This is a genomic window from Methylophaga sp. UBA2012 (assembly GCF_002335235.1).
GTDB lineage: Bacteria > Pseudomonadota > Gammaproteobacteria > Nitrosococcales > Methylophagaceae > Methylophaga > Methylophaga thalassica.
This window is the reverse complement of sequence record NZ_DDCG01000001.1, coordinates 295,966-320,600: the sequence shown is the minus strand read 5'-3', so window position 1 is coordinate 320,600 and position 24,635 is coordinate 295,966. Positions and strand designations below refer to the sequence as shown.

The following is a 24,635-nucleotide window of genomic DNA, read 5'->3' as shown; positions in this document are numbered from 1 at the left end:
GAAGGCTCATCTCATGCGTATTTATACAGCCTTTATTTCACTCATCTATTTCTGTCTTGTTAGTCCAGTAATGGCAGAATCATTCGATACTAATTTAGTAAAATGGAGCTCATCCTATACTGGCGAAGCTGCCAGCAATATCGATGGCGGTAAAAAAGAAAAAAGCGCTTACGCTGGCCAACTTTATCTGGGTGCTGATATTAACCTTGATAAGGCGTTTGGCTGGACAGACACCACGCTGCATTTAGCAGCAACTAACCGACATGGTAATAATCTTGCCGAAAAAGCCCTTGGTAACAGTACCTCTGTTCAGGAAATTTATGGAGGTCAGGGATCTCGTCTGGTTTTATTCTCTCTGGAAAAACATTTCTTCGATGGCAAACTTGAACTTGAAGCTGGCCGGATGGTGGCCAATATTAACTTCTTAGGATCTGAGCTTTGTCAGTACTTTCAAAATAATGCTGCTTGTGGCAATCCAACATTTGTTTTTCGTACCAGCAGCTTTACCTGGTGGCCAGTATCCAGTTGGGCAGCTCGCTACAAGTATTGGATCACACCAAACGTTTACGCCCATATTGGTGTGTATGAAGACAATAGCGGGCATCAAGATGACGGTGATCATGGCGTGGTATGGAATACTCATGAATCAAACGGCTTTATCGTGCCCTTCACCCTGGGATACAAAACCAGCTGGGACACTGATCGTTACCCTCGTACCTATGAATTTGGTGGCTGGTATGACAAAACAGATTACTCAGATCCTCTAAAAGATAGTGCGGGTAATAATGCGATCGAGACAGGCAATCCATACGCAGAATTAAACGGGCGTTCCGGTATATTTGCTCGCTTTGAACAAGTCGTTTATCGCCCGGATCCTGACTCAAAACGCAGTCTCACCATCTTCGGCGCCGCATTAACAAAAGGCTCCGGAGAGTTAGCCGTAGATTATCAATTACAAGGTGGCTTCGTTAAGCGTGGCACCTTCGATAGCCGAAACGACGATACAGTCGCTTTTGTCGTATCCCAGCAACACTATAGCCGAGACGCGATGAAAGACTTAACACTGGCAAGGAAATTCAATGGTGGTTCAGGGACGCCAGCAAATAATCAAGTCATGATGGAACTGAGTTATGGTTATCAATTAACACCACAAATTCGCGTTCAGCCAAATATTCAGTACATCATCAATCCCGATCAATTCTCTGAGCCTGGACGTAAAAAAGACTTAGATAATATTTTTATTTTGGGTCTCCGGTTCGACTTTAATCTTGCTGATATCGTTACGTCACTAAAATAAAAATTTTGGCTTAGACCTGCTTATATTTAGAAGCCGGTCTAAGCCATCAGTACTTTTTTGCACAAATATGTGCTCCAGCTTATATCTTCTGCAAAAATGTCTGCTTATGCGATAATCAGGGTTAAGACTCAGTAGCACTACACACAAACGATAAATTAACTTCATTCATGACCTCTGATTACAGTCACCTTACCCATATCAAAAGTTTAGATGAGCTTGGTCTTTACGAATTGATTCCTAACATCGTCTGGATTTTTGATCTCGATAGACATGGTTGGTGGTGGGGTAATGCAGCAGCGCTGACGTTTTGGGGACTCAACTCAGTTGATGAACTGATAAATAAAGATCTATCGGGTGATACCCAAGGTGCAAAAGATAGAATGCACCAAACCTTTGAATTAGCCGCTAAAAATGGTCTTAGCATTGACCCATGGACAACCTACCCAAACGGCAAAGCCAAAACACTGTATATGTTACATCGCGCGGTTTTAGTGGGTCCTGAACGTCATCGTGCCATCATTGCTTATATCAACGAACAAGTCGAACTCGGTGAAACGCCTGAAAATTTACTGCTTGTTGAAGCCATGCGCTATACCACTGTATTAGTGAGTACCTTTACCTTCTCCGGTGATATCGTCATCGAAAACCCAGCAGCCACAGAAGCCTATAAACACATCATTCCACAACAACTTGATAGAGATAGAAATGCCTTCACTGCCCGCTTTGATAAGCTCGAAGAAGGGATTGAACGTTTAAACGATGCCACTGCAAAACGGGTTGGACGTTGGACGCATATGATGAAAACCAGTGCAGGGCTTCGCCAACATACGCTGGATATTCGCATCACACGCCACCCATTAACGGCCGAATTTTTAATGTTGGTCACTGAATATGATGTCACTGAACTTCATCAAGCGTTAGAAGCTGCCCATCATGCGCAAATCGAATTAGAGAAGCAGGCGCATTTTGATGCTATTACCGGCCTGCCATCTCTGCATTATTTGCAACAACATGCTGATAATTATTTAGCTAAAGCTAAGCGACAAAATCAACAAATCGCTGTGATGTTTTTAGACCTGGATGGCTTTAAATCGGTCAATGACACGTGGGGTCACGATGCGGGCGATCAGGTGTTGCGGCAAGTGGCTAGGCGGTTTACTGGTATCCTGCGTCAAGCAGATCAGTTGGCAAGAATCGGTGGCGATGAGTTCGTGATGATGATTGATGATCTAACGGATAGCGATGACGTGGAAATCATTGCCCAAAAGCTTATCAATGAACTGAAAACACCCATCGAATTCACTTATTCAGAAAAAGAAACAAGGCAAGTCAGCATTGGTGTCAGTATTGGTATCGCCTTTTTTCCTGAACATGGCACTACCCTTGATGAACTGGTCAAAGTCGCAGATAGAGCAATGTATGATGTTAAACGTCAGGGTAAGAACAATTATTGTCTGGCTGTGCTTGGTTGAGCTCGTTTTATTCTGATTCAATAAGTCAGTGTATTTGACCTTTTTATTACCGCAAAACAAGACGATGTCAGTTTATTTTCTCTTGCGTTTCTTTGCCGACTGCATGGCTGAGTATATCTGGTAAAGCAGATAAGGCAGCAAAGCCAGTATCAGCGCTTCTATACCACTTAGCTTTTCACCGACCAGAATAAGTACAATAATGAGCAATAATCCTACAGCCACAAGCTTGAGAAACTTCATTGATTCTTTCGCTAACACCTTCTGCATTTTGCTTCCTTTTTTTAAACAGAAATACTATTCATGAAAAGCCAGTTAACAGTAAAAAACTATGTCCATTTATGGCTTTTCACGCTTAAATAGTCAAGCGAGTAGCTGATGAAAACTCAGAGTCGGTTATCAGAGAAACAAAAAGCAGAAAACAAGGCAATCACTATGTCGGCACTAAAATATTTATCAGGCTACCCTGCCCCTGTTCTCGATCAAGTCAGCGCCGCTATTTCAGCAAAAACACTCGGCCAGTTTCTGTTAAAAAAATATCCAGACACACATGACATTAAAACTAATAAAACGTTGTATGCCTATGTGATGGATATGAAGAACCAGAATCTGCGCCAATCCAGCCCACTCAGCAAAGTGATTTACGATGACAAGCTTGATGTGCTGCATAATGCTTTGGGTTTACACAGTTATGTCTCACGCGTTCAGGGCAGTAAATTAAAAGCCAAAAATGAAATGCGAATTGGCTCTGTGTTTAAAACTGCACCGATAGAATTTTTAAATATGATTGTGGTGCACGAACTGGCGCATTTAAAAGAGAAAGACCATAACAAGGCCTTTTATAAACTCTGCACCCACATGCAACCTGACTACCATCAGCTTGAGTTTGATGTGCGGCTTTACCTTACCCACTTAGAGATATTTGGTGATCTATATTAGTCTTTTATAATGCGCTAATGTATCGGTTTTAGTCTGGGTAATAAACAAGTATTCTGACAAACAGCACATAATCTGAATTACATGATTCCACTGGATTATTCGCATATATATATCATTGTTCAACTCTCTCCAAGCACTGTAAAAATGTTCATTGACAACCTTGTTAAATATATGGTTATTTAACCTTATAACTAACATGTGAATTTAATCAAAAAATAACATTTTTCTGCATAGCTGATTGGGATATAGAGACAGTGCCAACGAACAACCAAACCATACAGAATAAACATTCTTTTGTTGTTTTAAAGCATGGTTTATTAAAAACCGACCCAACCTATCTCACTCCAAACAATGACAAATGTTTAGATTTATTATTGTTTGTAATGAGGTCATTAACTAACAGCCAGAAAGAGTATTAGTCAATGACATCGACGATATCAAGAACCTCGTCAGAGGCAAAACTGAGTGTTCTTTATCTGGGCAAAGATAAATACTCAGAAAATAAAATTAGCACTTTACTTGGCTCTCACATAAGTAATTATCTGACTGCTGATAATTGCGATAATGCATTAGCTTTATTTAAACAATATGCCATTGACACCATCGTTGCTGAGACTTTTTTTCTTAGGGACATGCCAGACTGCACTATTCATAAACTTCGTCACATTAATAACAATATCAACGTCATTTTAATTAATGAAAATTATGAAGTGATATCTTCACCTTTCGATTTGCCTTGCCTGGCAAAGGAACAATGTCCTTTAAAACCTACCAGTCTGGATAATCTATTCAACGCAATATCAGATAGCCGTAAAGAATCTGATAAAAATGATCTGATTCACATCACTTCATCAGCTTTTTTTCACAGTTCTGTGGCAATGACAATAACTAGTCATGACAATAAAATCATCGCCGTTAACACTGCATTCACTCAAATTACAGGCTTTAAGCAACATGAAATTCTTGGTAAAAATCCGAGAATACTGAGTTCGGGTAAGCACGATAAACAGTTTTATGGAGAGATGTGGACGGCCCTTTCTCGAGAAAAGAAATGGAGCGGTGAAATTTGGAACAAACGCAAAAATGGTGAATTATTTCTCGAATGGATAACCATTAATGCCATCACGAACAGTACTGGTGAAATCACACATTATTGTTCAATCTTTGCTGATATCACCGAACGTAGGGCGGCAGAGGAAGCCATCTGCAGGCTGACATATAACGATCCTCTAACAGACTTACCTAATCGACGTGCGTTTATGGAGCGCCTGGAAGACTCGCTTGTTATTTCCAGAAAAAATAATCAACTCTGCGCCATTTTGTTTCTTGATCTTGATAACTTTAAAGATATCAATGACACCTTGGGCCATGATATCGGAGATGCCGTTATCAAAGAAACGGCATCACGTTTGAAAATGTGTATCCGTGAAGATGATCTGATCGCCAGATTAGGCGGTGATGAATTTACCGTGTGTCTGACAGACATGTGCTCAGCAGAAGATGCAAGTACGGTTGCTCAGAAACTGCTGGATGCCATGTCATCCCCATTTACTTTGGGCGACGAAAGACTCTATTTTTCATTTAGTATTGGTATTGCTCTATTTCCTGAGCATGGTGAATCAACTCAAGAACTACTCAAGCATGCTGATCAGGCGATGTATCATGCAAAATTCTCTGGTCGTAACAAATTTTCTTTTTTTGATGTTTCCATGGCGCAGCATGCCCTTAACAAAACGGAGATCGTAAAACATCTTCGAAACTCGATGGGTTCAGACCAGTTTTCAATACATTATCAGCCCATAGTTAACCTTGAAACTGGCATGATTGATAAAGCGGAGTCGCTACTGAGATGGACACATCCAGAACTCGGCTGCATTAGCCCAGATGAATTCATCCCCATAGCCGAAGATATCGGACTGATATGTGAGCTTGGCGATTGGGTATTTCGGCAAAGTGCATCTCAAGTGAAATTCTGGCAGGAAAAGTATAAGGAAAACTTTCAGCTCAGCATCAATATATCGCCTAAACAGTTTCAAAACGAATCTTGCGATCTAGAAGAGTGGACTGATTTTTTATCACAAAAGGCACTTAGCAATAAGGCGATTTCCCTCGAAATTACTGAGGGAGTGATGATGAATGAAGGACCGATGACCGAGCAACGATTAAGCATGTTAAAACACGCGGGGATTGAAATCTCACTTGATGATTTTGGCACTGGATATTCTTCATTAGCTTACTTAAAAAAGCTGAATGTGGATTACCTAAAAATTGATCGGACGTTTATTCAGAATATCCATATCAATCTAGATGATCAGGCTATGTGTGAAGCTATTGTCGTGATGGCACACAAACTCAATATCAGAGTCATTGCTGAAGGCGTTGAAAACGAAGCACAGTTAAACTTCCTAAAATCGATTGGCTGCGATTACGCGCAAGGCTATTGGTTTTCTAAACCCGTCCCTGGTCATGATTTCGAATTGTTATTGTCGAAAAATGGAGCTCAAATTCACTAACAATAGCTAATAAACCATGTTGAATAACGGCTGCGTTTGTTAATTTGTACGTGCTTCAACAGTAAGTGCAAGTTTAAACACTGCAAGGCCTGACAAACTTAAAAATAAGCCCACCCAGACCGGTGCTACCCAGCCCATTTGCTGACTAATCACAACCCCACCTAAAAAGGCACCGAGGGCGTTCGCTGCATTAAATGCAGAATGGTTAAGCGAAGCGGCCAGAGCTTGTGCCTCCCCTGCTACATCAATTAAGCGAATCTGCAAGACGCCCGCTAAACCTGTGACAGTAAAACCAATCAAAAACAAGGCTGTCATCGCTGAATAAAGTTGCGTCATACTGAATGCGGCTATCACAAAAGCAATGGCAGAACTGACGAGCACCGCAACGATGGTTTTATTCAAATGTTTATCTGCTAACCAGCCAGCAACAAGGCCACCAATCACCATACCAGTACCGAATACGGCTAAGGCCATGGGAACCACTTTAATGCTGGCACCAGTATATTCCGTCAAAATGGGTGAGGCGTAACTGTAAACAGAAAACATACCGCCAAAGCCAATCGCACCGATAGCCAAGGTCAACCACATATTGATGTTTTTAAAGCCTGCCAGTTCAGATCGGTAACTGGCTGAAGCATGTGGTGCAATGCGTGGTACAAAAAAGCTAATCGCCAAAATGGTCGCCAATGCAATCATCGCTGAAAACTCAAAGCCCGTTCTCCAGCCAAAAGATTGACCTAACCAGGTAGCAAAAGGCACGCCGATGACATTGGCAATCGTGAGCCCCATCATCACTTGTGCAATGGCTGTGGCGCGGCGATGTTGTCCGGCCAGATCAGCGGCGACCAGTGAAGCAATACCAAAATAAGCACCATGCGGTAGCCCAGCGATAAATCGACTAAGCAACATGGTTGTTGAGCTGTCTGCAAACGCCGTCATCGCATTAGCCAAGCCATAAAACAACATCAAGCCCAACAGTAAAGTCTTACGTGGCAACTTAGTCCCGAGAATGGCTAGGGCTGGCGCACCGACCGTCACACCTAAGGCATAAGCAGTAATGAAATGACCTGCTGAAGGAATGGATACCTTAAGATCGGCTGCGATTTCCTGAATTAGCCCCATTGCGACAAATTCCGTGGTGCCAATGCAGAAACCACCGATAGCCAGGGCAAAAATAACCCAGGGTAAAGAATAAGAATGTGATGCTGTGTCTTGCGAAGTCATGTGCTCAAATGGCTTATTTGGAAGGCGCGCAATGTAACACAGACAGCGTTAAACCAACATTAAGATTTACCTTATCTCGCTATCATCATGCTGATAATGAGTCAGTTATTCACTGCCTTTGTAAGGTAGCCATGATGCTGGTAGCCGCTAGACTACCAGCATCATAAGAAGAGCTGTAATCCGCTTACCCTGTATTAAAATTGATAACTCATATTGGCGTAATACGTTCTACCTGCTTCAGGGAAGCCTTCATCATAGCTGTAATATTTATCAAAGATATTTTCCACACCCAGTCTTGTGGTCAATCCAGATGACATTTTATACGTTGTTCTTAAGCCAGAGACAGTAAAGCCAGCGGATTGAAGAGAAGCATCTGTCGCATTGTAACGTTCGCTTTCATACTGCGTGGTGACACCAAGACTCAAAGCTTGCGATATTTTCCAGTTGGCATACATGAACAGTTTATGTCGAGGCGTATCCAGTAAACGTGCATCTGAACTTCTATTATTACGGTCTAAATAGCTATAACTGCCGCCTAACTCCCAGTTTGTAAACCAAAAATCAGCTGCTATTTCGAGACCTTTTGCATCCACTTTCCCGATATTACGGTTTTGTGTCGCATCATCATCAAGATCCGGATGAGCTGCTAACTCAACAGCAGTGAGTGCTTCAGATTGAATTAAATCTTTAATATGGCTATAGAAAACACTGGATTTAATACGTCCAAAATCCTCCAGTTTATGATTCCAGCCTAACTCCATAGTAGTGGCACGTTCCGGCTTTAAATCCGGGTTAGGTAAACGTGAGCCAAAGCTGCCACTGTAACGATCTTTAATCGTAGCAAAACGCGATTTCTGAGAGAGTGTCAGTCTTGCATCATTTTTCTCATCCAGTTTGGCAAACAAACCAATCTGTGGATTAAACGCGTGATTTTTATCATGCTCAAAATATTCAAGCCCGCTCAAACCACTATCGTATTTGTAGGCTTCAATAATTTTTCGTGTGTCATAACTGCCACCAACCACAAGATTCAAATTGTCAGTCAGCATAATGGTATCTTCGATGCCATAAGATGTGGTTCGGTCCTGAAACTTACCTTCTGGTTCCCCTTTATCATGCTCTTTATGTTCATCCAGTTTGTAATGAGCGGCAACTTTTAACTGATGACGGCCAAACGTTTTTCCATATTCGATACTGCCACCGTAAGTTGTATCGTCATAGATGCTGTTAAAGGTATAACCTTTGGTTTGTGTTCTGTAGGTATCGTCATCATAGCTTGATAACAGGTTTTTAAAGGTGTCGCGATACACGCGGGTTTTGATATAACTTGATTCAGATAAGGCAGTATTACTCAGAAAATAGATGCTGTCTTTATCCCAGTACGGCCATTGCCAATAACGTGGCTTTGAATTTGTCGTTGATGGTGGCGTACCTTTTTCGCCATCCTGATTAATATAACCAATGGCATATTCATCCGTCTCATTTGGCGTGAGCCCCAGCTTGATGTTAACTTTGGTATCTTTTCGGTAGGAGTTGTCACGCACACCGGAACCCTGCCCTGAATTATTTTCAACACCATCAAAATCATCGGGCAGAGAAAAAGCATCCTGTTGCAAATAGCTGGCACTTAACTGACCGTACCAAAGCCCCTGATTGGTTCCCATATTAAGCCACGTACGTTTACCTTCACTATTGGTGTGATCGCCCGTGTTATATCCCGCTCCGATGTCCCCTTCAAGCTCTTTGACAGGACGACGACTGACAAGGTTAATCGCACCACCTAAAGCATTAGCGCCCAGTAACGGTGAACTAAAACTTTTTGAAACACTGACTTCAGACAAATCAAATGTGGTAAACCGAGCTAAATCTACATAACCATCGTAAGGTACATAGACTGGTATGCCGTCGACCAGAACGGGTACCTGACGAAGGTCAAAACCTCTTACATTCACCATCGCTTCATTGCGAGGACCATTACGCGAAATAGTCACCCCTGGCATACGGTCCAAGGCTTCATCTACCGTTTCACGATTTTCTTCACGCATCACATCTGCATCAACTATGTCTTCAGCAAAACCAGGTAATTCAGCTTCTGAGACAACTTCAATTTTTCCTAATGCGAAACTTCCAGCTAAGGCTGGAGTGACGGTCAATAATGTCAACAAACTGCATGCCGACAATGGTAACAACTTGTTCATTCCCTTTCTCCGATATACATATAAAAACATATCGATAAACGTAAAGACTGTCGTATGTATAAATGATGGATTTGACAAACAGACGAACGTTTAACGAATAGCTGGAAATAATATCAGATATATTTTTTCAAATATATCGAAATATTCTGTAAAACTTAATAAAGGAGTGCTAATTGGCAAGAAATGTCGAGAGCATCTTTAGCTGTTCTGCTGTGGCAGCATCAGCCGCCTTCTCTGCTTCACGATATTGGTTCAAGACTTTTTCACCCATGCTTGTTACCACTGCTCCCCCCTTTTGACTGCCACCTTTTGATGTGGTAACTATGGGTTGCTTAAAACTCTGATTCATTGTTTGAACGAGATCCCAGGCACGTTTATACGACATTCCCATACTGCGTCCAGCAGCAGAAATGGATCCATATTGTTTTATGGCATCAAGCAAGTCAGCCTTACCCGGCCCGAATGCGATATTGTCATGATGATGGAGACGGATTTTGATAGATGTATTACTCATGAATTTTATTTCGCATAGTTGTATAAATATTCAAGCAGATTAGGCTTGCTAAGTATTTTACACACAAAAACACTGTTCCTAGTGGTGGTTTTCTTACTTATGTAGGGTATATCGATGCTTTAGTAAATTTAAGTCTGTTGCAATCAATGTTAACGTGAGTATTCATAGACAAGGTATTCACCTAATAACAGGAAATTGCCATGCAGATAAAAAATTCGACACCTCATACTGATAACACTCAGGATAGTGAGTTAGTGGAGGAACAGAGGGATTTGATATTAACGCACCAGGAAGCATTGGCAGGAAGTCCTGACGATATGGCTGCGTGTGGTGAGGAAGATATCGGAGCCGGCCTAGAGTTTTTGGTAACACGACATGAGCATCACTAAGCTGATGGCTAATACAACAGAAACTATCGATTAGCTTAAATGTCACTTCCTATAACTTTGTTTCAGTTTTTAATGGAGGTAAGTCATGGCTCAAGGCAGTAAAGAAAAATATACCGACAAACAAAAACGTAAAGCAGAACATATAGAAGAAAGCTATAAAGAACAAGGCGTTTCAGAAGAAGAAGCTGAAAGAATTGCCTGGGCTACAGTCAATAAAGAGTCCGGCGGTGGCAATAAATCAGGCTCAGGACGCGGTAAAAAAGACAACCACAGCGCTAGTCGAAATGGTGGTAAGAAAAGTCACTAATAATCAAACCAGTCAGTGACTTTTACTCACAATGTATCCCTGCTCTTTCTGTGTATTCGCTAAGGTGGCCATCATTAATCAGAGGTCACTGTGATTCTGTTTTTGCTGTGAAGGTAGATTTCAGAATAATGACAGCACCTTTACCAAAGCCGTAACTGGTCATCAATAAACTGGCATACAAATAGACATTAAATAAGCCTGCTCCGGTTACATCAGGGTTAAATGCATCATGCAAAGGATCTAAAACCGGGAAAAGCGCATACATCAAAAATAAGCTTGAGTTAGTAAAAGCCCCTATGACCATTGCCCAACGGACATGCCAGGGTAAAGCGACTTTGACAGCATAATAGCCTAATATCAACGCCGTCATAATCAGAAAATCCAGATGCGCCTGTAACACACGTTTAGGCGACCCTGGTATAAGCGCTTGAAGAAATTCAAGCTGGTTGTATAAACCCACCAAACACCAGGCCAAGATTAATGCCATAAGAATCCATAAACAGGCGCCTCTAAGCATCACAACATTAACGTTATTATCTGTTCTATTCTGCATATTTCTCTCCTCAAATTTCTCATTTTTTTCTGTGTTATTATCCACTTATAAAAACCGACGTCTTGACTCAAAAGGCGCAATAACATGACCGATAAAGCGATGGTCAATATGAGAGAGAGAAACATGAATACTAGCCTTTCCCAATTACATGGGCAGCGCTTATGTACTGATGATCAGCCACATTCACACCGACTGGATTGGTTAAAAGAAGTGATTGGACGTGAGTACGCGAATGTCGATGTTAATCCGTTTAATGATGAACCGGTATTTAACGAAATGGCGATATATCCATGGCAAAATGGTGTGCGTCTATCGCCCATTAAATCTCATTCACTGCAAATAGAGCGTTTATCAAGAGAACCGACGGATATCAGCCAGGATTGTTATTTTGCTGTTTTAATTACTGAGGGAAAATATAAACTCGAACAAGATGGTCGTGAAGTCTTTTTAGAAAAAGGTGATATGACCTTATACGATGCAACACAATGGCACCGCATTACCATGCCACAGGCTGTATCGAAAGTAATTATCTCACTCCCGAGAGACTACCTGAGACAACGGATCAGTCATATAGGTAATCTGACAGCAAAGAAAATAACAACTCAATCCGGCACTGCAGCCATCGCAGCATCCTGTATCCAGTCTCTGACGCAACAACTGGATATACTGGATAGCAACGCCTTTCATTCCTTGCAAGATCCTCTTGTTGATTTACTGACCTTATCACTCAATCAACTGGAACCTAAGTCAGTTCAACTATCCAACACTCAAAGCTCAACACTATTTCATGTGAAACGGTATGTTAATCAACACTGCCACTACCATGAATTAACACCCAAAATGATATCTGAAGCCGTGGGTCTGTCCGTGCGTTACATCAATAACCTTCTTCAAGCTGAGCAGACATCGTTAATGCGTTACGTCACACAACAACGACTCAACAGCGTCTATCGAAAATTAAATAGCCGGCAGTTTATGCATCGCACCATTACCGAGATCGCTATGGAATCCGGATTTAACAATATGGCTCACTTTAGTCGGGCGTTTAAAACACAATTTGGTGTATCCCCTCGTCGTTTTCGACAAGAAGCTAAAAATAAACTGCTCCTTTTTGACGCCTAATCATCAATTTAAATTGATAAAGTAGGACGTTGCTTTACTTTTTTATGATCATCGTAGTGATGACTTTTCACCCAGAGAGAGAAATAAAATGATAAAAAAACAATCCGGTAATGCCGCTTCACAATTCTTATTGTGGCTACTCGTGTTAGTGAATACCGCAGGAATTGCTTATTACTATTACCAAACTGAGATAAAAGCGAAACAGATTCCTAATCTGGTTGGCACCTGGAGTGGTATTAATCTCACGGTATCAGATGAAAAAGGTTATAAAACCTGGGATGATAAAACCGTCACTATTACAGAACAGCAAGATCGTCGTTTTCGCGGCACTTTTACTTATGCTGATGGTACTAAAAACTTTTTCGGTGTGATTTATCCTGATAATAAATCTTTCACCTGGGTATCAACACCAAGCCATGGTTATGTCCATGGTCGTATTCTTAATGACAATACGATAGGCACCTGTTATGTGGAAACTTGGGAGCATGCGACTGCAGGTTGTGCCACATTAGAGCGACAAAAATAGTCATTCATAAAAGTGTTAGAAACAAAAAAGCCACCGTTTAAGGTGGCTTTTTATTTTTAGCTGGAATCAAATTATTACTAAGCAGCTTTTTGTAGATTTGCTCTACGACGCAGACCTAAGAAGCCAAGTAATGCCGGAGCAAACAAAAAGGCTGCTGCCGGAACAGGCACTGCTGATGGAGGAATAAAACCAGATGGCTGTGAATGAATTTCTGCATTTTGATTCAAGCTTCTGGCCACTAATGTGCCTTCAATATTGCCATAAGTAGTGACATCCGTACCCAGCGCTAAAATGCTACCGCCAAATTGTGCTGTGATATGAAGACTATCTGCATCAACAAAATTCCATAACAGCATATCGGCTAAATCAACAGCTGAGTTTGCCAGGAAATTCACGCTGATATCGTATTCAGAAAGTGCGTCATCAAAGACATTGAATAAAATACTGGTAGCACTACCGAGGTTAAATGCAAACTCATTGACGCTCTCGAAAAAGCTCTGACCGTCGTTAATGTTAAATACAGCCAGTCCATCAGTATTTGGTGTGGCATTAAAAGTCACTTTGCCACCGGTAATGGTGTAGTTACTATTGAAATCAGTGCCTGCTAACTGGTTCGAAAACTGGCCTAATGTATTCACCGCATTTGCCGCTGCAGCAGCCGGGTCAAACGGTGCTGATACAGGTTGATTGATAACCGTACCACTACCGTTAGCGCCAGCAAAACCTGTATTAGTGCCGCCATAGATGGTATTACCACCGTTGGTATTGACACTACCAGAAATATCGCCGATGACTGAGGTCGAACCATTACCGTTGGCATTATTTTGCACCCAGCCTGAGACTGAGTTCATATATGCATCGCCACCGTCATTAATGTTCAGTGAGCCCGACACATTACCACCGATATTAACGCCCTTACCTTTTGTTTGCACACTGCCGTTAAGGTCACCGCCAACAGTCAGAGAAGGAACGACTGCATTGGAGGTTGAATGCATGTTATACATGCCTCCAGTGACATTGCCACCGATTAATGCGTTACCATCTATTTCAGAGGTACTGATTACATTACCGCTGGTAATAAGATTGTATTGATTAAGAAGAGACATTGCGTCTATTTCAACAGCATCAGCATAAGCTAGCTGATTAATACTTAGAGTGACTATTCCGACCATGGCAAGTTTAGATAAACGCATTTTGAATATTCCTTATAGGTGATTACCTAAATCTTATTAGACCTGCAAGTAAAAAACTATTGTACTAAAGTACTATTTTTTCTCCTTCTTTAAATTTTCAATAAAAAATATATGACAAAAACAAAAATCGGTGGCTGGAGACAAAAATCACAGCAGATAGTCTATGACAATCCGTGGATTCAAATTCGCCATGAAGAAGTCATCAGACCTAATGGCACCGAAGGTATCTATGGTGTAGTTCATTTCAAATCCCGGGCTATTGGTGTCATCGCCATTGATGATGACGATAACACCTGGCTGGTTAAACAAAGCCGCTATCCAAATAATGAAACCACCATCGAAATTCCAGAAGGTGGCGGCCCACTTGATGAGCATCCCCTGGAAGCGGCAAAAAGAGAACTCAAAGAAGAAACAGGGTTTACTGCTAAAGACTGGCAACCACTGATGGAGTTACGCACCTCCAACTCAGTGACTGACGAAAAAGCCTATATTTTTCTGGCTACTGGACTGATAGCCGGTGAGCAAGAACTTGAAGAGACTGAAGATATCGAATTGATAAAAGTCTCCGTGCAAACAGCTATTGAGATGGCAATGAATGGGGATATCATTGACGCCATATCAGTAGCAGCTTTGCTGAAACTTGCTGTGATGAGGCAAACTCAATAAATAAGGTTTATTAGTACGTCTCCTTGATTTCAAGCACGGCACTATCAATCGCTCTTTGCCAGGCTTTCTCAGTATTGCCTCTATAGTCACGCACAACACGAAGAACGGTGTTTTGCGTTTTTACATCACGGACTTCTATATAAAGTGTCTGAATCAACACACTCATACGAAATACCCATGGCACCACCACATATCTGGCATCGACTTTTTTAGCAAGATCAAACTCGCAACCATTACATCTTTCAAGATTAAACTTCTGCCGTGCTTCAGCCAATAATGCCTGTGATTCTGGCGTATCAATGACCTCAAACGAAGTGTCATTATTCAGTGTTTGTTGTAAATACTGATCAGATGCCTCGATTACCTCAGCATCATGTTCTTGTAATGACTGAACCGTATCATCACCACGTAACTCGAAGCCTAGTAAGAGCACGTCTGATTTTTCATCTGCCTGTGCATGCGCCACCGCGTTGAAGCCAAAAAGCAGAAATAAACAAGCGACAAACGATAACTTTTCAATTCTCATACTTTCTCCTCTTTTAACTTTAGCCAACGCTGAATGGAGAAAGTTTCAATTCAGAAAAGATCAATTGATCACTTATAGACTGACGGACTCATAATGAAACAGTCGATAGCTTAACTGTCTCACTTTGTTATCCATTTCAGCTATTTAGTCAACGCGTTTCCAACCTGATTTCTGATAGCGCTCAAAGGTATTGTCATCAGACCAATGCACAATAAATAACCAGCCATTGCCGACAAGGTCACGTACTGTTTGATGCTTGGCGATCACATTTTCTATCGCTTGTTTTGGCGCGGCGATATACACACTGAGTCTAAGCGGATGGTGACGCCAGTTCTCACCGTCATGGATGGATTGCATCGCAAGACCAATTCGTAAATCGCCACCATTACCCTCAAACACGCCGACATGCTGACCAACGGCATTGTGTAACAGCTTATTGCCACTGCCGAAAAACGTATTATCCGTCACTGATAGGTTGTACTGCATATTAATCCACTGCGTGACGATCATCGGTGCCGTCATAATTTGCTCCAGTAATGCAAACTCAGAATCTGACTGCCAGTCATAATCATGCAAAAAGGAACGTCCTTGTAAATCCAGTCCACGAGTACGTTGACGAGGTGCCACAATAAATGAAGCATTATTGGCCAAGCCCCATTCAGGACGTACTTCTGACCAATCTTTCCCTCTGTCTTTGAGTGATTTTTCTAATGAAACATCATCCAGATCTTTTAATGCTGCATCCATTATCTGAACGCGTTCACGACGAGTTTCTATTGAAGCCTGTTTCAACCAGGCTTCAATATCATCATTATTCAATCTCTCAAAACACACAATCTCATCGGTTGTGGTGTTGTGTAATCCTGCTATGAAACGCGTTTGTTCTGGAATATGGATGTCCGCTTTTTGCAGCTCCGTTCTGACAGCTGGATCATTTAACAGGCTGGTTAAAACACGAACATTCACTTCACCGCTCTGACCACAGCAAGCACCACAATCCAGGCCTGAGGCATGCAAGTTATTGCGATTTTCGCTACCGTGACCTAACAGTAAAATAGTCGATGCAAAAGTGTTGGTCAGGCCCATGCCTTTGAGTACACCCGTGACCATATTGACTTTCTCAGACAAGCTTAACTCAGCATGGTTATGGCTTATGTGCCAGTGGTGATGGTGAGTAAACTCATCAATTAGTTTTTCTTTTTTCTTGCTAAAGAAATTATCTTTTATCAGTTTATAGGCGTAGGTCCAGCCCATGGTCTCTACCATGGTGAATGACGATACCGGTGAACTGGCCCAGTTTTTCCAGGTACTTGCATTACTGACCTTGGTCAACTTTTTATGGTTCGGTGTTTGCTCACTCACTTTCACTGACGGTGCAATCAGTCCTGGCAGTTGTGGACGCTTAACCTGTGTCTTGGCGGGTTGATAGGTGATGGGTAAACCAAAGAAACCTGCAAAGCCAATGGTTTGAATAGCATCATTCCGTAATTCAAGATTGCGTCTAATACGTTCAGAGCGTACATCAATACAAAATGCGGCTTGTAAGACCGGTCTTGAATCAAGCGGCTTGGGTGTTTGGGTTAGCGTTTTCTGTAGCTGTTGCTGGTAAGTCAGTTCTGCAGCATAAGCCCAAACCCAATAATGACAGGCATATTCATGATGGGCGGCTATACGCGCCATCAGGGATTCTTTTTGATGCACCCACTGTTGTTTTAATGCCTTAAATTCAACCTGCCCAGGCTTACTTTTCAACTGACGCCAGATAATTAAATCCCAAGCGATTCTGATGGCAAGCAGTGCTTCTACACAGGCGGTCTGTTGATTATTGAGACGGTTTTCCCAACGTTGCCATGCAAAATAGCTGGCCCAGCCATTAATACACATCAATAACTTATGGGCATACAACTCTAGTTGTTGTGGTGACAATGCCAACTCAGCAACAGCCTGAGCAAACAAGCTATCTGGGTTATCGGGCAGCTGAGTGAAAGCATGGCGCAGTTTTTTCTCGCCCATCAGCAATGACATGCCGTAATCATGCCGCGTGAAATCCTGCCAGGCAGAGTAAAGATGATCGAAAGTCTCGGGCTCCTGATTTACAAACTCACCACAAAACTGACTTACCTGGTGAACGATTTCATCCTGCCAACGCATTTTGTGATGATCACGGCTTAAATCGGCAATTTCAGCAATGCTCAAAGCCGCATCCGGCTGCGGCTGTTCAAGTGTTGCCTTGAGTTCCTCAACTGTCACCGTGGTGGCATCATAAGCCTTAGCAGATTCAATTAATGCCGACTCACTAATGTCGCCTTGTTCGAATAAATCCAGGTAATAGTCAGCTGACATTGTGGTTTTCAAACCTTGTAATGCCCCTACTCTGGCTGAAGCAGACTCGATGGTTTGCTCACGAAACTCCCAGAGGGCATTCACCGCAATAAAACGATCCAGAGGCCAGCTCGGGGCAATCAATGAACTCGCTTGATTGATGGCAGTAGCATGCTCAACAGTGAGTTTGGTCAAGGACTTATTGACACTGTTCATGAAGTGGGCTCCTTAGTAAGCGACTGATCGTTCTGTTTGATAGCTGTCTCTGGTCTTAACGTGATTGGCCAGAGAAACAAGGTCAGACGGGTCATGAGTTCATCTAAATACAAACCAGAAAACAACCAGCGATATAAGGTTCTGGTCGCTTTAGCCTGAGGAAATACTCGCACCTGTACGGCGAGTAAAAATAAGGCAACAAAAAGTGCAGACAGCCAGATGTCCATCGCGTCAAACATCGTACTCGCAGGCAATGGTGGCATGACCCAAGTCAAAATGGTTTTCCCGCCCATGTAAAAGCCAACCAGTAACGCCACTGTCAGGCAAGAAGTTAAAAATTGAAGTACGGTGCCATTTCTGACAGCGGAGACCAGATATAGAGCCAACGCTGTATTCACTAATAACCAGACACTCAATGGCCCGGAATAAGAAGTGAAATACACAATCCCATAGGTGCTGATGACGACCAATAATAAACTCGACATGGCAGAAATAAACGTAACATTTTTCTGCGGCGCTAATTGCTTCAAGCTATATTCCTGCAGCACATCACCGGCACTGAGGAACATATAAGCCTTATAGAGTGAATGAGAAATTAAATGGAGTAATGCCAGTTCGTGCAAACCTAAAGCACATTCAATCAGCATCAGGCCCATCTGAGCACAGGTAGACCAGGCCAGTTTTACCTTAATACTGATACGCGTCATCATCACTAAGGCACTAATCAATGTGCTCAGCCCCGCAATAATCAATATCAACCATTGTGCATCTGAGCTGAATGCAATTAATGGGGCAAAACTCAGTAATAAAAAACCACCCAGATTGATAATACCCGCATGTAATAAGGCACTGATTGGCGTAGGCGCTTCTACAACCTGAATCAACCAGCCATGTAAGGGTAACTGCGCACACTTAATCAAGGCGGTTAAGGCAAGCATAATGGCCGCACATTTTTCTGCCAGACTCAGTTCAACCGGAATAGATGCACTCAGATAATGATTGGTCATTTCAGCCAGATAAAACGTCCCCAGCTGTGAGTACAACAACACAATCGCGCTGAGTAAAAAAATCTCGGCCACTCTCGCCAAAATAAATTTTTTATGTGCAGCCAGGACGGCGCGTGGTCTGTCGGGATAAAACAATAACAAACGATGAAAACATAAACTAATAGACACCCAGCCCAACCAGAACAGTAATAAATGGTTGCTGACAATGACGACGGAGACGGACGTTAAACTGAGGAATAACCAACGCCAGTAACGATGAGTGTTTTTCTCAGCAAACAGATAACGCTGTGAGAATTTAATTAACACTATCGCCATAAAACACACCAGCAATAACACCAGCAGATTCACATTATTCATTGCCAGTAATGCTTGTGGCTTGTCTGTTTTTTCGATGTGTCCCACAGTAATGACGATAGCGGAGACCATAATGGCTGCCGAAATCCATTTGAGCATTATCTGACGGGTTTTATCAGTTATTCGACTCAGCCCGGTTAACAAGCCGGCTACTGACAATGTCAGCGGAATAAGAACGGGCAAAACTGCTGTCAGATCAAGATTCACAAACACACCTCCTTAAGTTGAAGAAAGTATGGCAAATGCTTTAACATAAATAAAATAGATATTTATTAACAAAAAGATAAGTTTTACTTAACCATGGCTAAAATCAACTATCATCATCTCTATTATTTCTGGCGTGTTGCTCTGTCAGGAAGTATCACAAAAACAGCTGATGAATGCCACGTTTCACAGTCAGCTTTATCACAACAGATCAAACAACTCGAAACATCAATGGATGCCAGATTATTTGAACGCGCTGGCAGACAACTGTTATTAACGGATGTGGGCAGAAAAGTTCTAAGCTATGCTGATGAGATATTTACCACTGGTGAAGAATTACAATCCTTTATTAATAAAGGAGGAACAGTCACACAAAAACACATCAATATTGGTGTGCTGACCACCTTATCCCGAAACTTTACCGAAAGCTTTATCAGCCCATTACTTCAACAGCCCAACGTCAGCTTCACACTGACCACGCGTGGCATGACTAATTTACTCAATGGTCTGACCAGCCATGAACTGGATCTTGTGCTCACCAACCGTTCTGTCAGCCAGCAAAATGATGATGCGATCTGGCAAAGCCAGTTAGTATCGAGGCAATCTGTATCGATTATTGGCCCAGCAGCACACAACCCCGGAAAAACCTTTCCACAAGGTTATGAAAAACTGAAATGGGTTTTGCCTACCAAGATTACAGAAATACGTTCAGCGTTTGATGCCTACTGTGCAACGCTGGGTTACGAGCCCGATATTATTGCCGAGGCTGATGATATGGCGATGTTACGACTTTTGGTACGCGATACCGGCGCCATCACCGCCCTGCCCGCCGTGGTCGTCAAAGATGAAATATCCAGTGGCAACTTGTCAGAGTACCAAGTGTTAGCCAACGTCTATGAACACTTCTATGCCATCACCATTAAACGGACTTTTGTGCCTGAAATTGTTACTGACCTGCTTCAAAAGAATATTGTCGACTAACAGTCTTTACCTATCTTAACCATGACTTAACTTCCTGATTGTTATAACTCATCATGACAGCACGGTTTCCTAAGCTGTTAATAGATAACCGTGCTGTCTAGCTTCTTTTTCACTTTCACAAAAGTGGATACCAATAATCAGGAGGTAGATATGAAGCGATTAATACCTATTATTTTGGCATCATCAATGATGTCGGGTGTCGCAGTCGCCGACAATAATACCGTTAACGCCGCCATTGGTGGTGGTATCGGAGGCGCGGTAGGTGCGGCTGTAGGCCATGAAATGGGTGGTCAAAATGGCGCTATTTTAGGTGCAGCAATTGGTGGCGCTGTTGGTTCAGCCGTCACTACTCAGGTCTCATCAAACCGTTACCGTGTTGATGACCATCACCACCATCGTAACGATCACTACGATAAAAAATACTGGAAATACAAACAAAAAATGGCACGTTTAGATGCCAAATATCACAAAGATAAAGCACGTGAATATCGGAAATATCGCAAAGCTGTAGAGCATCAACATAGAAAATACCAACATCACCATGACTATTATCACGGTCGTTATTAATTACTCTGTAGAAAGAAACAAAAAAGCCCCGTTAATCGGGGCTTTTTTATTAACATCAAACCAGATTAGTTAAGTCGAGCCAGAATCGTATTAAAGGTGTTACTTGGACGCATAATGCTATTCATCCTATCATCATCAGGCATATAGTAACCGCCCATATCGACGGCTTTACCTTGTTGAGTATTCAATTCGTCCACAATCTTAGCTTCGTTTTCTATCAGTGCCTGAGCAATAGGTGTAAATACCGTTTTTAACTCTGCATTAGCTGTTTGCTCAGCAAGTGCTTCAGCCCAGTACATCGCTAAATAGAAATGACTGCCACGGTTATCTAATTCACCGGTTTTCTCTTTTGGTGATTTATTTTCCTGTAGCAATTTACCTGTCGCAGCATCCAGCGTATCGGCTAAGACTTTGGCTTTGGCATTATCTTGGGTATTGGCAAGATGTTCCAGTGAGGCGGCCAGTGCCATTAATTCGCCTAAGGAATCCCAGCTCAGATGATTTTCATCAATCAACTGATCTAATAGCTTCGGTGCAGTACCGCCGGCACCGGTTTCAAATAAACCACCACCTTGCATGAGTGGCACGACCGATAACATCTTCGCCGATGTTCCTAATTCCAGAATCGGGAATAAATCGGTATTGTAGTCACGTAACACATTGCCAGTCACAGAAATGGTGTCTTTACCTGCACGAATTCTATCTAAAGAGAGTTGTGTGGCCACCACCGGATTCAGGATTCGAATATCTAATCCAGCCGTATCATGCTCAGGCAAATAGTCATTTACCTTTTTAATCAATTCAGCATCATGTGCACGGTTTTCATCCAACCAGAAGATCGCAGGCGTATCCGATAAACGGGCGCGACTCACAGCTAATTTCACCCAGTCACGAATCGGCTCATCTTTGGTCTGACACATACGGAAGATGTCGCCTGCTTCCACATCAAATTCAAATACGGTCTCAGCCTGTTGGTTGGTGACAATAATTTTGCCATCGGCTTTCGCCTGGAAGGTTTTATCATGAGAGCCATATTCTTCAGCTTTTTGTGCCATCAGGCCCACATTAGGCACGGTGCCCATGGTCACCGGATCCAAAGCCCCTTTTTGTTTGCAGTCATCAACGACTGTTTTGTAGACACCGGCATAACAACGATCCGGAATCATCGCTAAGGTATCTTGCTGCTGGCCTTGTTTATTCCACATTTTGCCGCCGGCACGGATCATCGCTGGAATAGACGCATCCACAATGACATCAGATGGCACATGGAAATTAGTAATGCCTTTATTCGAGTCCACCATCGCCACATCAGGCTGGCTGGCATAGACCGCTTCAATATCCGCTTCCACCGCTTTTCTGGTTTCGTCATCAACATTGGCCAGGCGGCTGTATAAATCACCTAAACCATTATTGAAGTCCACGCCCAGCTCATCAAACAGATCACTGTGTTTTTCAATGAGGTCTTTGAAAAAGACTTTGACGGCAAAACCAAACATCAACGGATCAGAGACCTTCATCATGGTGGCTTTTAAATGCAGCGACAGCAGTACGTTTTCTTGTTTTGCTTTAGCAATAGCATCGGCATAAAACGCTTGTAGACTTTTTGCACGCATCCGCGTGGCGTCAACGACTTCACCAGCCAACACTGGAATCGATTTTTTTAGAACCGTTTCATTACCTGCTTTATCAATAAAGCTCACTTTGAAGTCGTCGGCCTGTGCAGAGGTGACTGATAATTCACTGCCATAAAAATCATCCGCATCCATATGTGCAATGTCTGTGGCTGAATCCGACTTCCACTCCCCCATGCTATGCGGATTTTTACGCGCATAGTTTTTGACTGCCGCGGGTGCACGACGATCAGAGTTACCTTCACGTAATACCGGGTTTACTGCTGAACCTAATACTTTGGCATAACGATCTTTAATGGCTTGTTCTTCTGGGTTTTTAGGCGCTTCAGGGTAATCAGGCAGGTCATAACCCTTAGATTTTAACTCTGCAATCGCATTTTTTAATTGGGGTACAGAAGCAGAGATATTAGGCAACTTGATAATGTTAGTGGCCGGGTCCTGAGTTAAGGCCCCTAATTGTGACAAGTGGTCTGGAATGCGTTGTTCGTCGGTTAGATTATCTGGAAAGTTAGCAATGATACGTCCTGCAAGTGAAATATCCCGGCTTTCGATATCAATATTCGCATCGGCAGTAAAAGCACGAATAATCGGCAACAATGAATAGGTTGCTGATGCAGGTGATTCATCTACTTTGGTATAAATAATTTTCGACATTCTAAACCCTTAAAAATACGTGATTTTGAATTGCAAGCTCATGCACTGATGAGCTCGCATACCCGCGTAAAGCTGGCGACAATAGCTAGTTTGAAATATGAGTGACATTTCGACTACTGCGTTAATCAACCACCCTCAATGGCAAGGTTGATTAAGAGACTGTGTAACGCAGGGTTTCCATAATTTGGATGACACACTTTATCATATCTTTATTCGCGCTATACATCACTATAGCCATGATAAAAACTGTCAAACGGGTTTAATCTGTTAAACGAAAGTTAACCGGCACCACGACGCTGAATGATTTGCCTGATAAGTTACCACGCACAGGCAAAGCGTTGACTGCCTTTTCCACCATCTCATGTGCCGCCTTGTCCAGTACAGTATGCCCGCTGCCTTGTCCGACAACGGAAATGCCAACCATCCGACCTTTTTCAAAACGCACGCTGACCATCACCGTGCCTTCAAGATGACGACGAATCGCTAATTGTGGATAGTTTTTATTTTTGGACACCATGGCATACAGCAGTTGCCCATAGCCTTTCCATGACGTATTTCTGTCTACATCAGCCGTGCCCCCCTGATTTTTCTCATCAGGATTGCTGCCGCTACCGGTGACATTGGTATTCGAGCTATTCTCACTGCTTGCCACAGAACTTGTCGAGGGTTGTGCTGACGCATCCGTGCTGGGAGCTTCTACTACCTCTGTCGGTGTCTCAAGCTGTTCAACCTTTTCAGCGACCTCTGGTTTTACCACTGGTTTCTCTTGCTTCGGTTTCTCTACCTTTTTAGGTTTCTCTGGTATGGGCTTAGGTTTTTCAACCTTTTTTGGTTCCGGTTTTGGTTTGGGCTTTTCGACTTTCTTAGGTTCGGGTTTCGGCTCCACTTTTTTGGGCTCAGGTATCACTTCTTCGACTGGCTCAACTTCGGGGGGCTGTTCAATCACCACCATATCATCCGGTTCAGGTGGCGTATCATCCTTAGCGATAAGAATCTTTTTTTTAGTTTCCGGTGGTTTTACCGGGGCTACAGGCTCAGGCGGTGGTTCCGGTTCAACCACCTCCTCTTCAATCATCGGTTCCAGCTGACTGACTTGCACGGTAATACGCACAGGCGCTGCCGGCGGCGAATGTTCAATGGTCGGCATAAATAACAAAATCAAAACGAGATGAATCAATACTGCCCATAAAAAACCAGGCAGCCATCGCTCTGAACCGACAGACTGGTTTGATGAAAAATCGGTCACCCAGGTCGTCATATTAC

Annotated in this window: 22 protein-coding genes; 11 read left to right on the top strand and 11 right to left on the bottom strand. The window is 42.6% G+C overall.

Annotation, left to right across the window (positions count from 1 at the left end; translation table 11 throughout):
* Nucleotides 1-13 precede the first annotated feature (13 nt).
* Nucleotides 14-1,297, top strand: a complete 1,284-nt coding sequence (locus B2248_RS01480) for a carbohydrate porin (RefSeq protein WP_273181400.1) — start codon at nt 14-16, stop codon at nt 1,295-1,297.
* 167 nt (nt 1,298-1,464) lie between these two features.
* Entirely contained in the window at nt 1,465-2,769 is a 1,305-nt protein-coding gene (locus tag B2248_RS01475; protein WP_273181402.1) for a GGDEF domain-containing protein, read from the top strand.
* A 72-nt stretch (nt 2,770-2,841) separates the two neighbouring features.
* Here the strand turns inward: B2248_RS01475 and B2248_RS01470 are convergent, their stop codons facing one another.
* Nucleotides 2,842-3,036, bottom strand: a complete 195-nt coding sequence (locus B2248_RS01470; protein ID WP_273181403.1) for a hypothetical protein — start codon at nt 3,034-3,036, stop codon at nt 2,842-2,844.
* Between the two features lie 165 nt (nt 3,037-3,201).
* Between B2248_RS01470 and B2248_RS01465 the strand changes: the two genes are divergently transcribed.
* Nucleotides 3,202-3,705 carry a YgjP-like metallopeptidase domain-containing protein gene (locus B2248_RS01465; RefSeq protein WP_414673460.1) on the top strand — a complete coding sequence of 168 codons (504 nt, stop codon included), beginning with the start codon at nt 3,202-3,204 and terminating at the stop codon, nt 3,703-3,705.
* 422 nt (nt 3,706-4,127) lie between these two features.
* Nucleotides 4,128-6,218 carry a putative bifunctional diguanylate cyclase/phosphodiesterase gene (locus tag B2248_RS01460; RefSeq protein WP_273181405.1) on the top strand — a complete coding sequence of 697 codons (2,091 nt, stop codon included), beginning with the start codon at nt 4,128-4,130 and terminating at the stop codon, nt 6,216-6,218.
* Nucleotides 6,219-6,257: 39 nt separating this feature from the next.
* On the opposite strand, the gene B2248_RS01455 is transcribed toward B2248_RS01460, so the two are convergent.
* The 3 genes from B2248_RS01455 to B2248_RS01445 all read right to left on the bottom strand — a co-directional run bounded on the left by B2248_RS01455 (nt 6,258) and on the right by B2248_RS01445 (nt 10,154).
* Nucleotides 6,258-7,442: an MFS transporter gene (locus B2248_RS01455; protein WP_273181406.1), complete on the bottom strand. Its 1,185-nt coding sequence runs from the start codon at nt 7,440-7,442 to the stop codon at nt 6,258-6,260.
* A 194-nt stretch (nt 7,443-7,636) separates the two neighbouring features.
* Nucleotides 7,637-9,640, bottom strand: a complete 2,004-nt coding sequence (locus tag B2248_RS01450) for a TonB-dependent receptor plug domain-containing protein (protein ID WP_273181407.1) — start codon at nt 9,638-9,640, stop codon at nt 7,637-7,639.
* Nucleotides 9,641-9,809: 169 nt separating this feature from the next.
* Nucleotides 9,810-10,154, bottom strand: a complete 345-nt coding sequence (locus tag B2248_RS01445; protein WP_273181408.1) for a winged helix-turn-helix domain-containing protein — start codon at nt 10,152-10,154, stop codon at nt 9,810-9,812.
* Nucleotides 10,155-10,354: 200 nt separating this feature from the next.
* On the opposite strand from B2248_RS01445, the gene B2248_RS01440 reads away from it, so the two are divergent.
* Both B2248_RS01440 and B2248_RS01435 read left to right on the top strand, forming a co-directional pair.
* Nucleotides 10,355-10,543, top strand: coding sequence for a hypothetical protein (locus tag B2248_RS01440; RefSeq protein ID WP_273181409.1), 189 nt, complete (start codon nt 10,355-10,357; stop codon nt 10,541-10,543).
* 85 nt (nt 10,544-10,628) lie between these two features.
* Nucleotides 10,629-10,850 (top strand): plasmid stabilization protein, encoded by a 222-nt coding sequence (locus B2248_RS01435; RefSeq protein WP_273181411.1) that lies wholly within the window; start codon nt 10,629-10,631, stop codon nt 10,848-10,850.
* An 85-nt stretch (nt 10,851-10,935) separates the two neighbouring features.
* Here the strand turns inward: B2248_RS01435 and B2248_RS01430 are convergent, their stop codons facing one another.
* Nucleotides 10,936-11,403 carry a hypothetical protein gene (locus tag B2248_RS01430; RefSeq protein WP_273181412.1) on the bottom strand — a complete coding sequence of 156 codons (468 nt, stop codon included), beginning with the start codon at nt 11,401-11,403 and terminating at the stop codon, nt 10,936-10,938.
* Nucleotides 11,404-11,487: 84 nt separating this feature from the next.
* Between B2248_RS01430 and B2248_RS01425 the strand changes: the two genes are divergently transcribed.
* Together B2248_RS01425 and B2248_RS01420 are read left to right on the top strand one after the other, a co-directional pair.
* A complete protein-coding gene (locus tag B2248_RS01425) occupies nt 11,488-12,525 on the top strand; it encodes a helix-turn-helix domain-containing protein (RefSeq protein WP_273181414.1) in 1,038 nt (345 codons plus the stop codon).
* An 88-nt stretch (nt 12,526-12,613) separates the two neighbouring features.
* Nucleotides 12,614-13,051, top strand: coding sequence for a hypothetical protein (locus B2248_RS01420; RefSeq protein WP_273181416.1), 438 nt, complete (start codon nt 12,614-12,616; stop codon nt 13,049-13,051).
* Between the two features lie 77 nt (nt 13,052-13,128).
* Here the strand turns inward: B2248_RS01420 and B2248_RS01415 are convergent, their stop codons facing one another.
* Nucleotides 13,129-14,244 carry a choice-of-anchor A family protein gene (locus B2248_RS01415; RefSeq protein ID WP_273181417.1) on the bottom strand — a complete coding sequence of 372 codons (1,116 nt, stop codon included), beginning with the start codon at nt 14,242-14,244 and terminating at the stop codon, nt 13,129-13,131.
* 111 nt (nt 14,245-14,355) lie between these two features.
* Between B2248_RS01415 and B2248_RS01410 the strand changes: the two genes are divergently transcribed.
* Nucleotides 14,356-14,910, top strand: coding sequence for an NUDIX domain-containing protein (locus B2248_RS01410; protein ID WP_273181419.1), 555 nt, complete (start codon nt 14,356-14,358; stop codon nt 14,908-14,910).
* A 10-nt stretch (nt 14,911-14,920) separates the two neighbouring features.
* Here B2248_RS01410 and B2248_RS01405 read toward each other — a convergent pair whose 3' ends face one another.
* The 3 genes from B2248_RS01405 to B2248_RS01395 form a co-directional block, all read right to left on the bottom strand.
* Nucleotides 14,921-15,436, bottom strand: coding sequence for a DUF2380 domain-containing protein (locus B2248_RS01405; protein ID WP_273181420.1), 516 nt, complete (start codon nt 15,434-15,436; stop codon nt 14,921-14,923).
* A 144-nt stretch (nt 15,437-15,580) separates the two neighbouring features.
* A complete protein-coding gene (locus tag B2248_RS01400; protein WP_273181422.1) occupies nt 15,581-17,974 on the bottom strand; it encodes a YbcC family protein in 2,394 nt (797 codons plus the stop codon).
* A complete protein-coding gene (locus B2248_RS01395) occupies nt 17,971-19,542 on the bottom strand; it encodes an NADH-quinone oxidoreductase subunit L (protein WP_273181424.1) in 1,572 nt (523 codons plus the stop codon). The genes B2248_RS01400 and B2248_RS01395 overlap by 4 nt, the downstream gene beginning before the upstream one ends.
* A gap of 93 nt (nt 19,543-19,635) precedes the next feature.
* Here B2248_RS01395 and B2248_RS01390 point away from each other — a divergent pair, with 93 nt between their 5' ends.
* Both B2248_RS01390 and B2248_RS01385 read left to right on the top strand, forming a co-directional pair.
* A complete protein-coding gene (locus tag B2248_RS01390) occupies nt 19,636-20,520 on the top strand; it encodes a LysR family transcriptional regulator (RefSeq protein WP_273181426.1) in 885 nt (294 codons plus the stop codon).
* Nucleotides 20,521-20,670: 150 nt separating this feature from the next.
* Nucleotides 20,671-21,087: a glycine zipper 2TM domain-containing protein gene (locus B2248_RS01385; protein ID WP_273181428.1), complete on the top strand. Its 417-nt coding sequence runs from the start codon at nt 20,671-20,673 to the stop codon at nt 21,085-21,087.
* Between the two features lie 65 nt (nt 21,088-21,152).
* Here B2248_RS01385 and B2248_RS01380 read toward each other — a convergent pair whose 3' ends face one another.
* Nucleotides 21,153-23,372, bottom strand: a complete 2,220-nt coding sequence (locus B2248_RS01380; RefSeq protein ID WP_273181429.1) for an NADP-dependent isocitrate dehydrogenase — start codon at nt 23,370-23,372, stop codon at nt 21,153-21,155.
* A 259-nt stretch (nt 23,373-23,631) separates the two neighbouring features.
* On the bottom strand, nt 23,632-24,630 hold the full coding sequence (locus tag B2248_RS01375; RefSeq protein ID WP_273181430.1) for an energy transducer TonB: 999 nt from the start codon (nt 24,628-24,630) through the stop codon (nt 23,632-23,634).
* Nucleotides 24,631-24,635 lie beyond the last annotated feature (5 nt).

Coding starts and splice junctions, on each gene's coding strand:
- B2248_RS01480 (WP_273181400.1), top strand. CDS start 14: ATGCGTATTTATACAGCCTTTATTTCACTCATCTATTTCTGTCTTGTT.
- B2248_RS01475 (WP_273181402.1), top strand. CDS start 1,465: ATGACCTCTGATTACAGTCACCTTACCCATATCAAAAGTTTAGATGAG.
- B2248_RS01470 (WP_273181403.1), bottom strand. CDS start 3,036: ATGCAGAAGGTGTTAGCGAAAGAATCAATGAAGTTTCTCAAGCTTGTG.
- B2248_RS01465 (WP_414673460.1), top strand. CDS start 3,202: ATGTCGGCACTAAAATATTTATCAGGCTACCCTGCCCCTGTTCTCGAT.
- B2248_RS01460 (WP_273181405.1), top strand. CDS start 4,128: ATGACATCGACGATATCAAGAACCTCGTCAGAGGCAAAACTGAGTGTT.
- B2248_RS01455 (WP_273181406.1), bottom strand. CDS start 7,442: ATGACTTCGCAAGACACAGCATCACATTCTTATTCTTTACCCTGGGTT.
- B2248_RS01450 (WP_273181407.1), bottom strand. CDS start 9,640: ATGAACAAGTTGTTACCATTGTCGGCATGCAGTTTGTTGACATTATTG.
- B2248_RS01445 (WP_273181408.1), bottom strand. CDS start 10,154: ATGAGTAATACATCTATCAAAATCCGTCTCCATCATCATGACAATATC.
- B2248_RS01440 (WP_273181409.1), top strand. CDS start 10,355: ATGCAGATAAAAAATTCGACACCTCATACTGATAACACTCAGGATAGT.
- B2248_RS01435 (WP_273181411.1), top strand. CDS start 10,629: ATGGCTCAAGGCAGTAAAGAAAAATATACCGACAAACAAAAACGTAAA.
- B2248_RS01430 (WP_273181412.1), bottom strand. CDS start 11,403: ATGCAGAATAGAACAGATAATAACGTTAATGTTGTGATGCTTAGAGGC.
- B2248_RS01425 (WP_273181414.1), top strand. CDS start 11,488: ATGACCGATAAAGCGATGGTCAATATGAGAGAGAGAAACATGAATACT.
- B2248_RS01420 (WP_273181416.1), top strand. CDS start 12,614: ATGATAAAAAAACAATCCGGTAATGCCGCTTCACAATTCTTATTGTGG.
- B2248_RS01415 (WP_273181417.1), bottom strand. CDS start 14,244: ATGCGTTTATCTAAACTTGCCATGGTCGGAATAGTCACTCTAAGTATT.
- B2248_RS01410 (WP_273181419.1), top strand. CDS start 14,356: ATGACAAAAACAAAAATCGGTGGCTGGAGACAAAAATCACAGCAGATA.
- B2248_RS01405 (WP_273181420.1), bottom strand. CDS start 15,436: ATGAGAATTGAAAAGTTATCGTTTGTCGCTTGTTTATTTCTGCTTTTT.
- B2248_RS01400 (WP_273181422.1), bottom strand. CDS start 17,974: ATGAACAGTGTCAATAAGTCCTTGACCAAACTCACTGTTGAGCATGCT.
- B2248_RS01390 (WP_273181426.1), top strand. CDS start 19,636: ATGGCTAAAATCAACTATCATCATCTCTATTATTTCTGGCGTGTTGCT.
- B2248_RS01385 (WP_273181428.1), top strand. CDS start 20,671: ATGAAGCGATTAATACCTATTATTTTGGCATCATCAATGATGTCGGGT.
- B2248_RS01380 (WP_273181429.1), bottom strand. CDS start 23,372: ATGTCGAAAATTATTTATACCAAAGTAGATGAATCACCTGCATCAGCA.
- B2248_RS01375 (WP_273181430.1), bottom strand. CDS start 24,630: ATGACGACCTGGGTGACCGATTTTTCATCAAACCAGTCTGTCGGTTCA.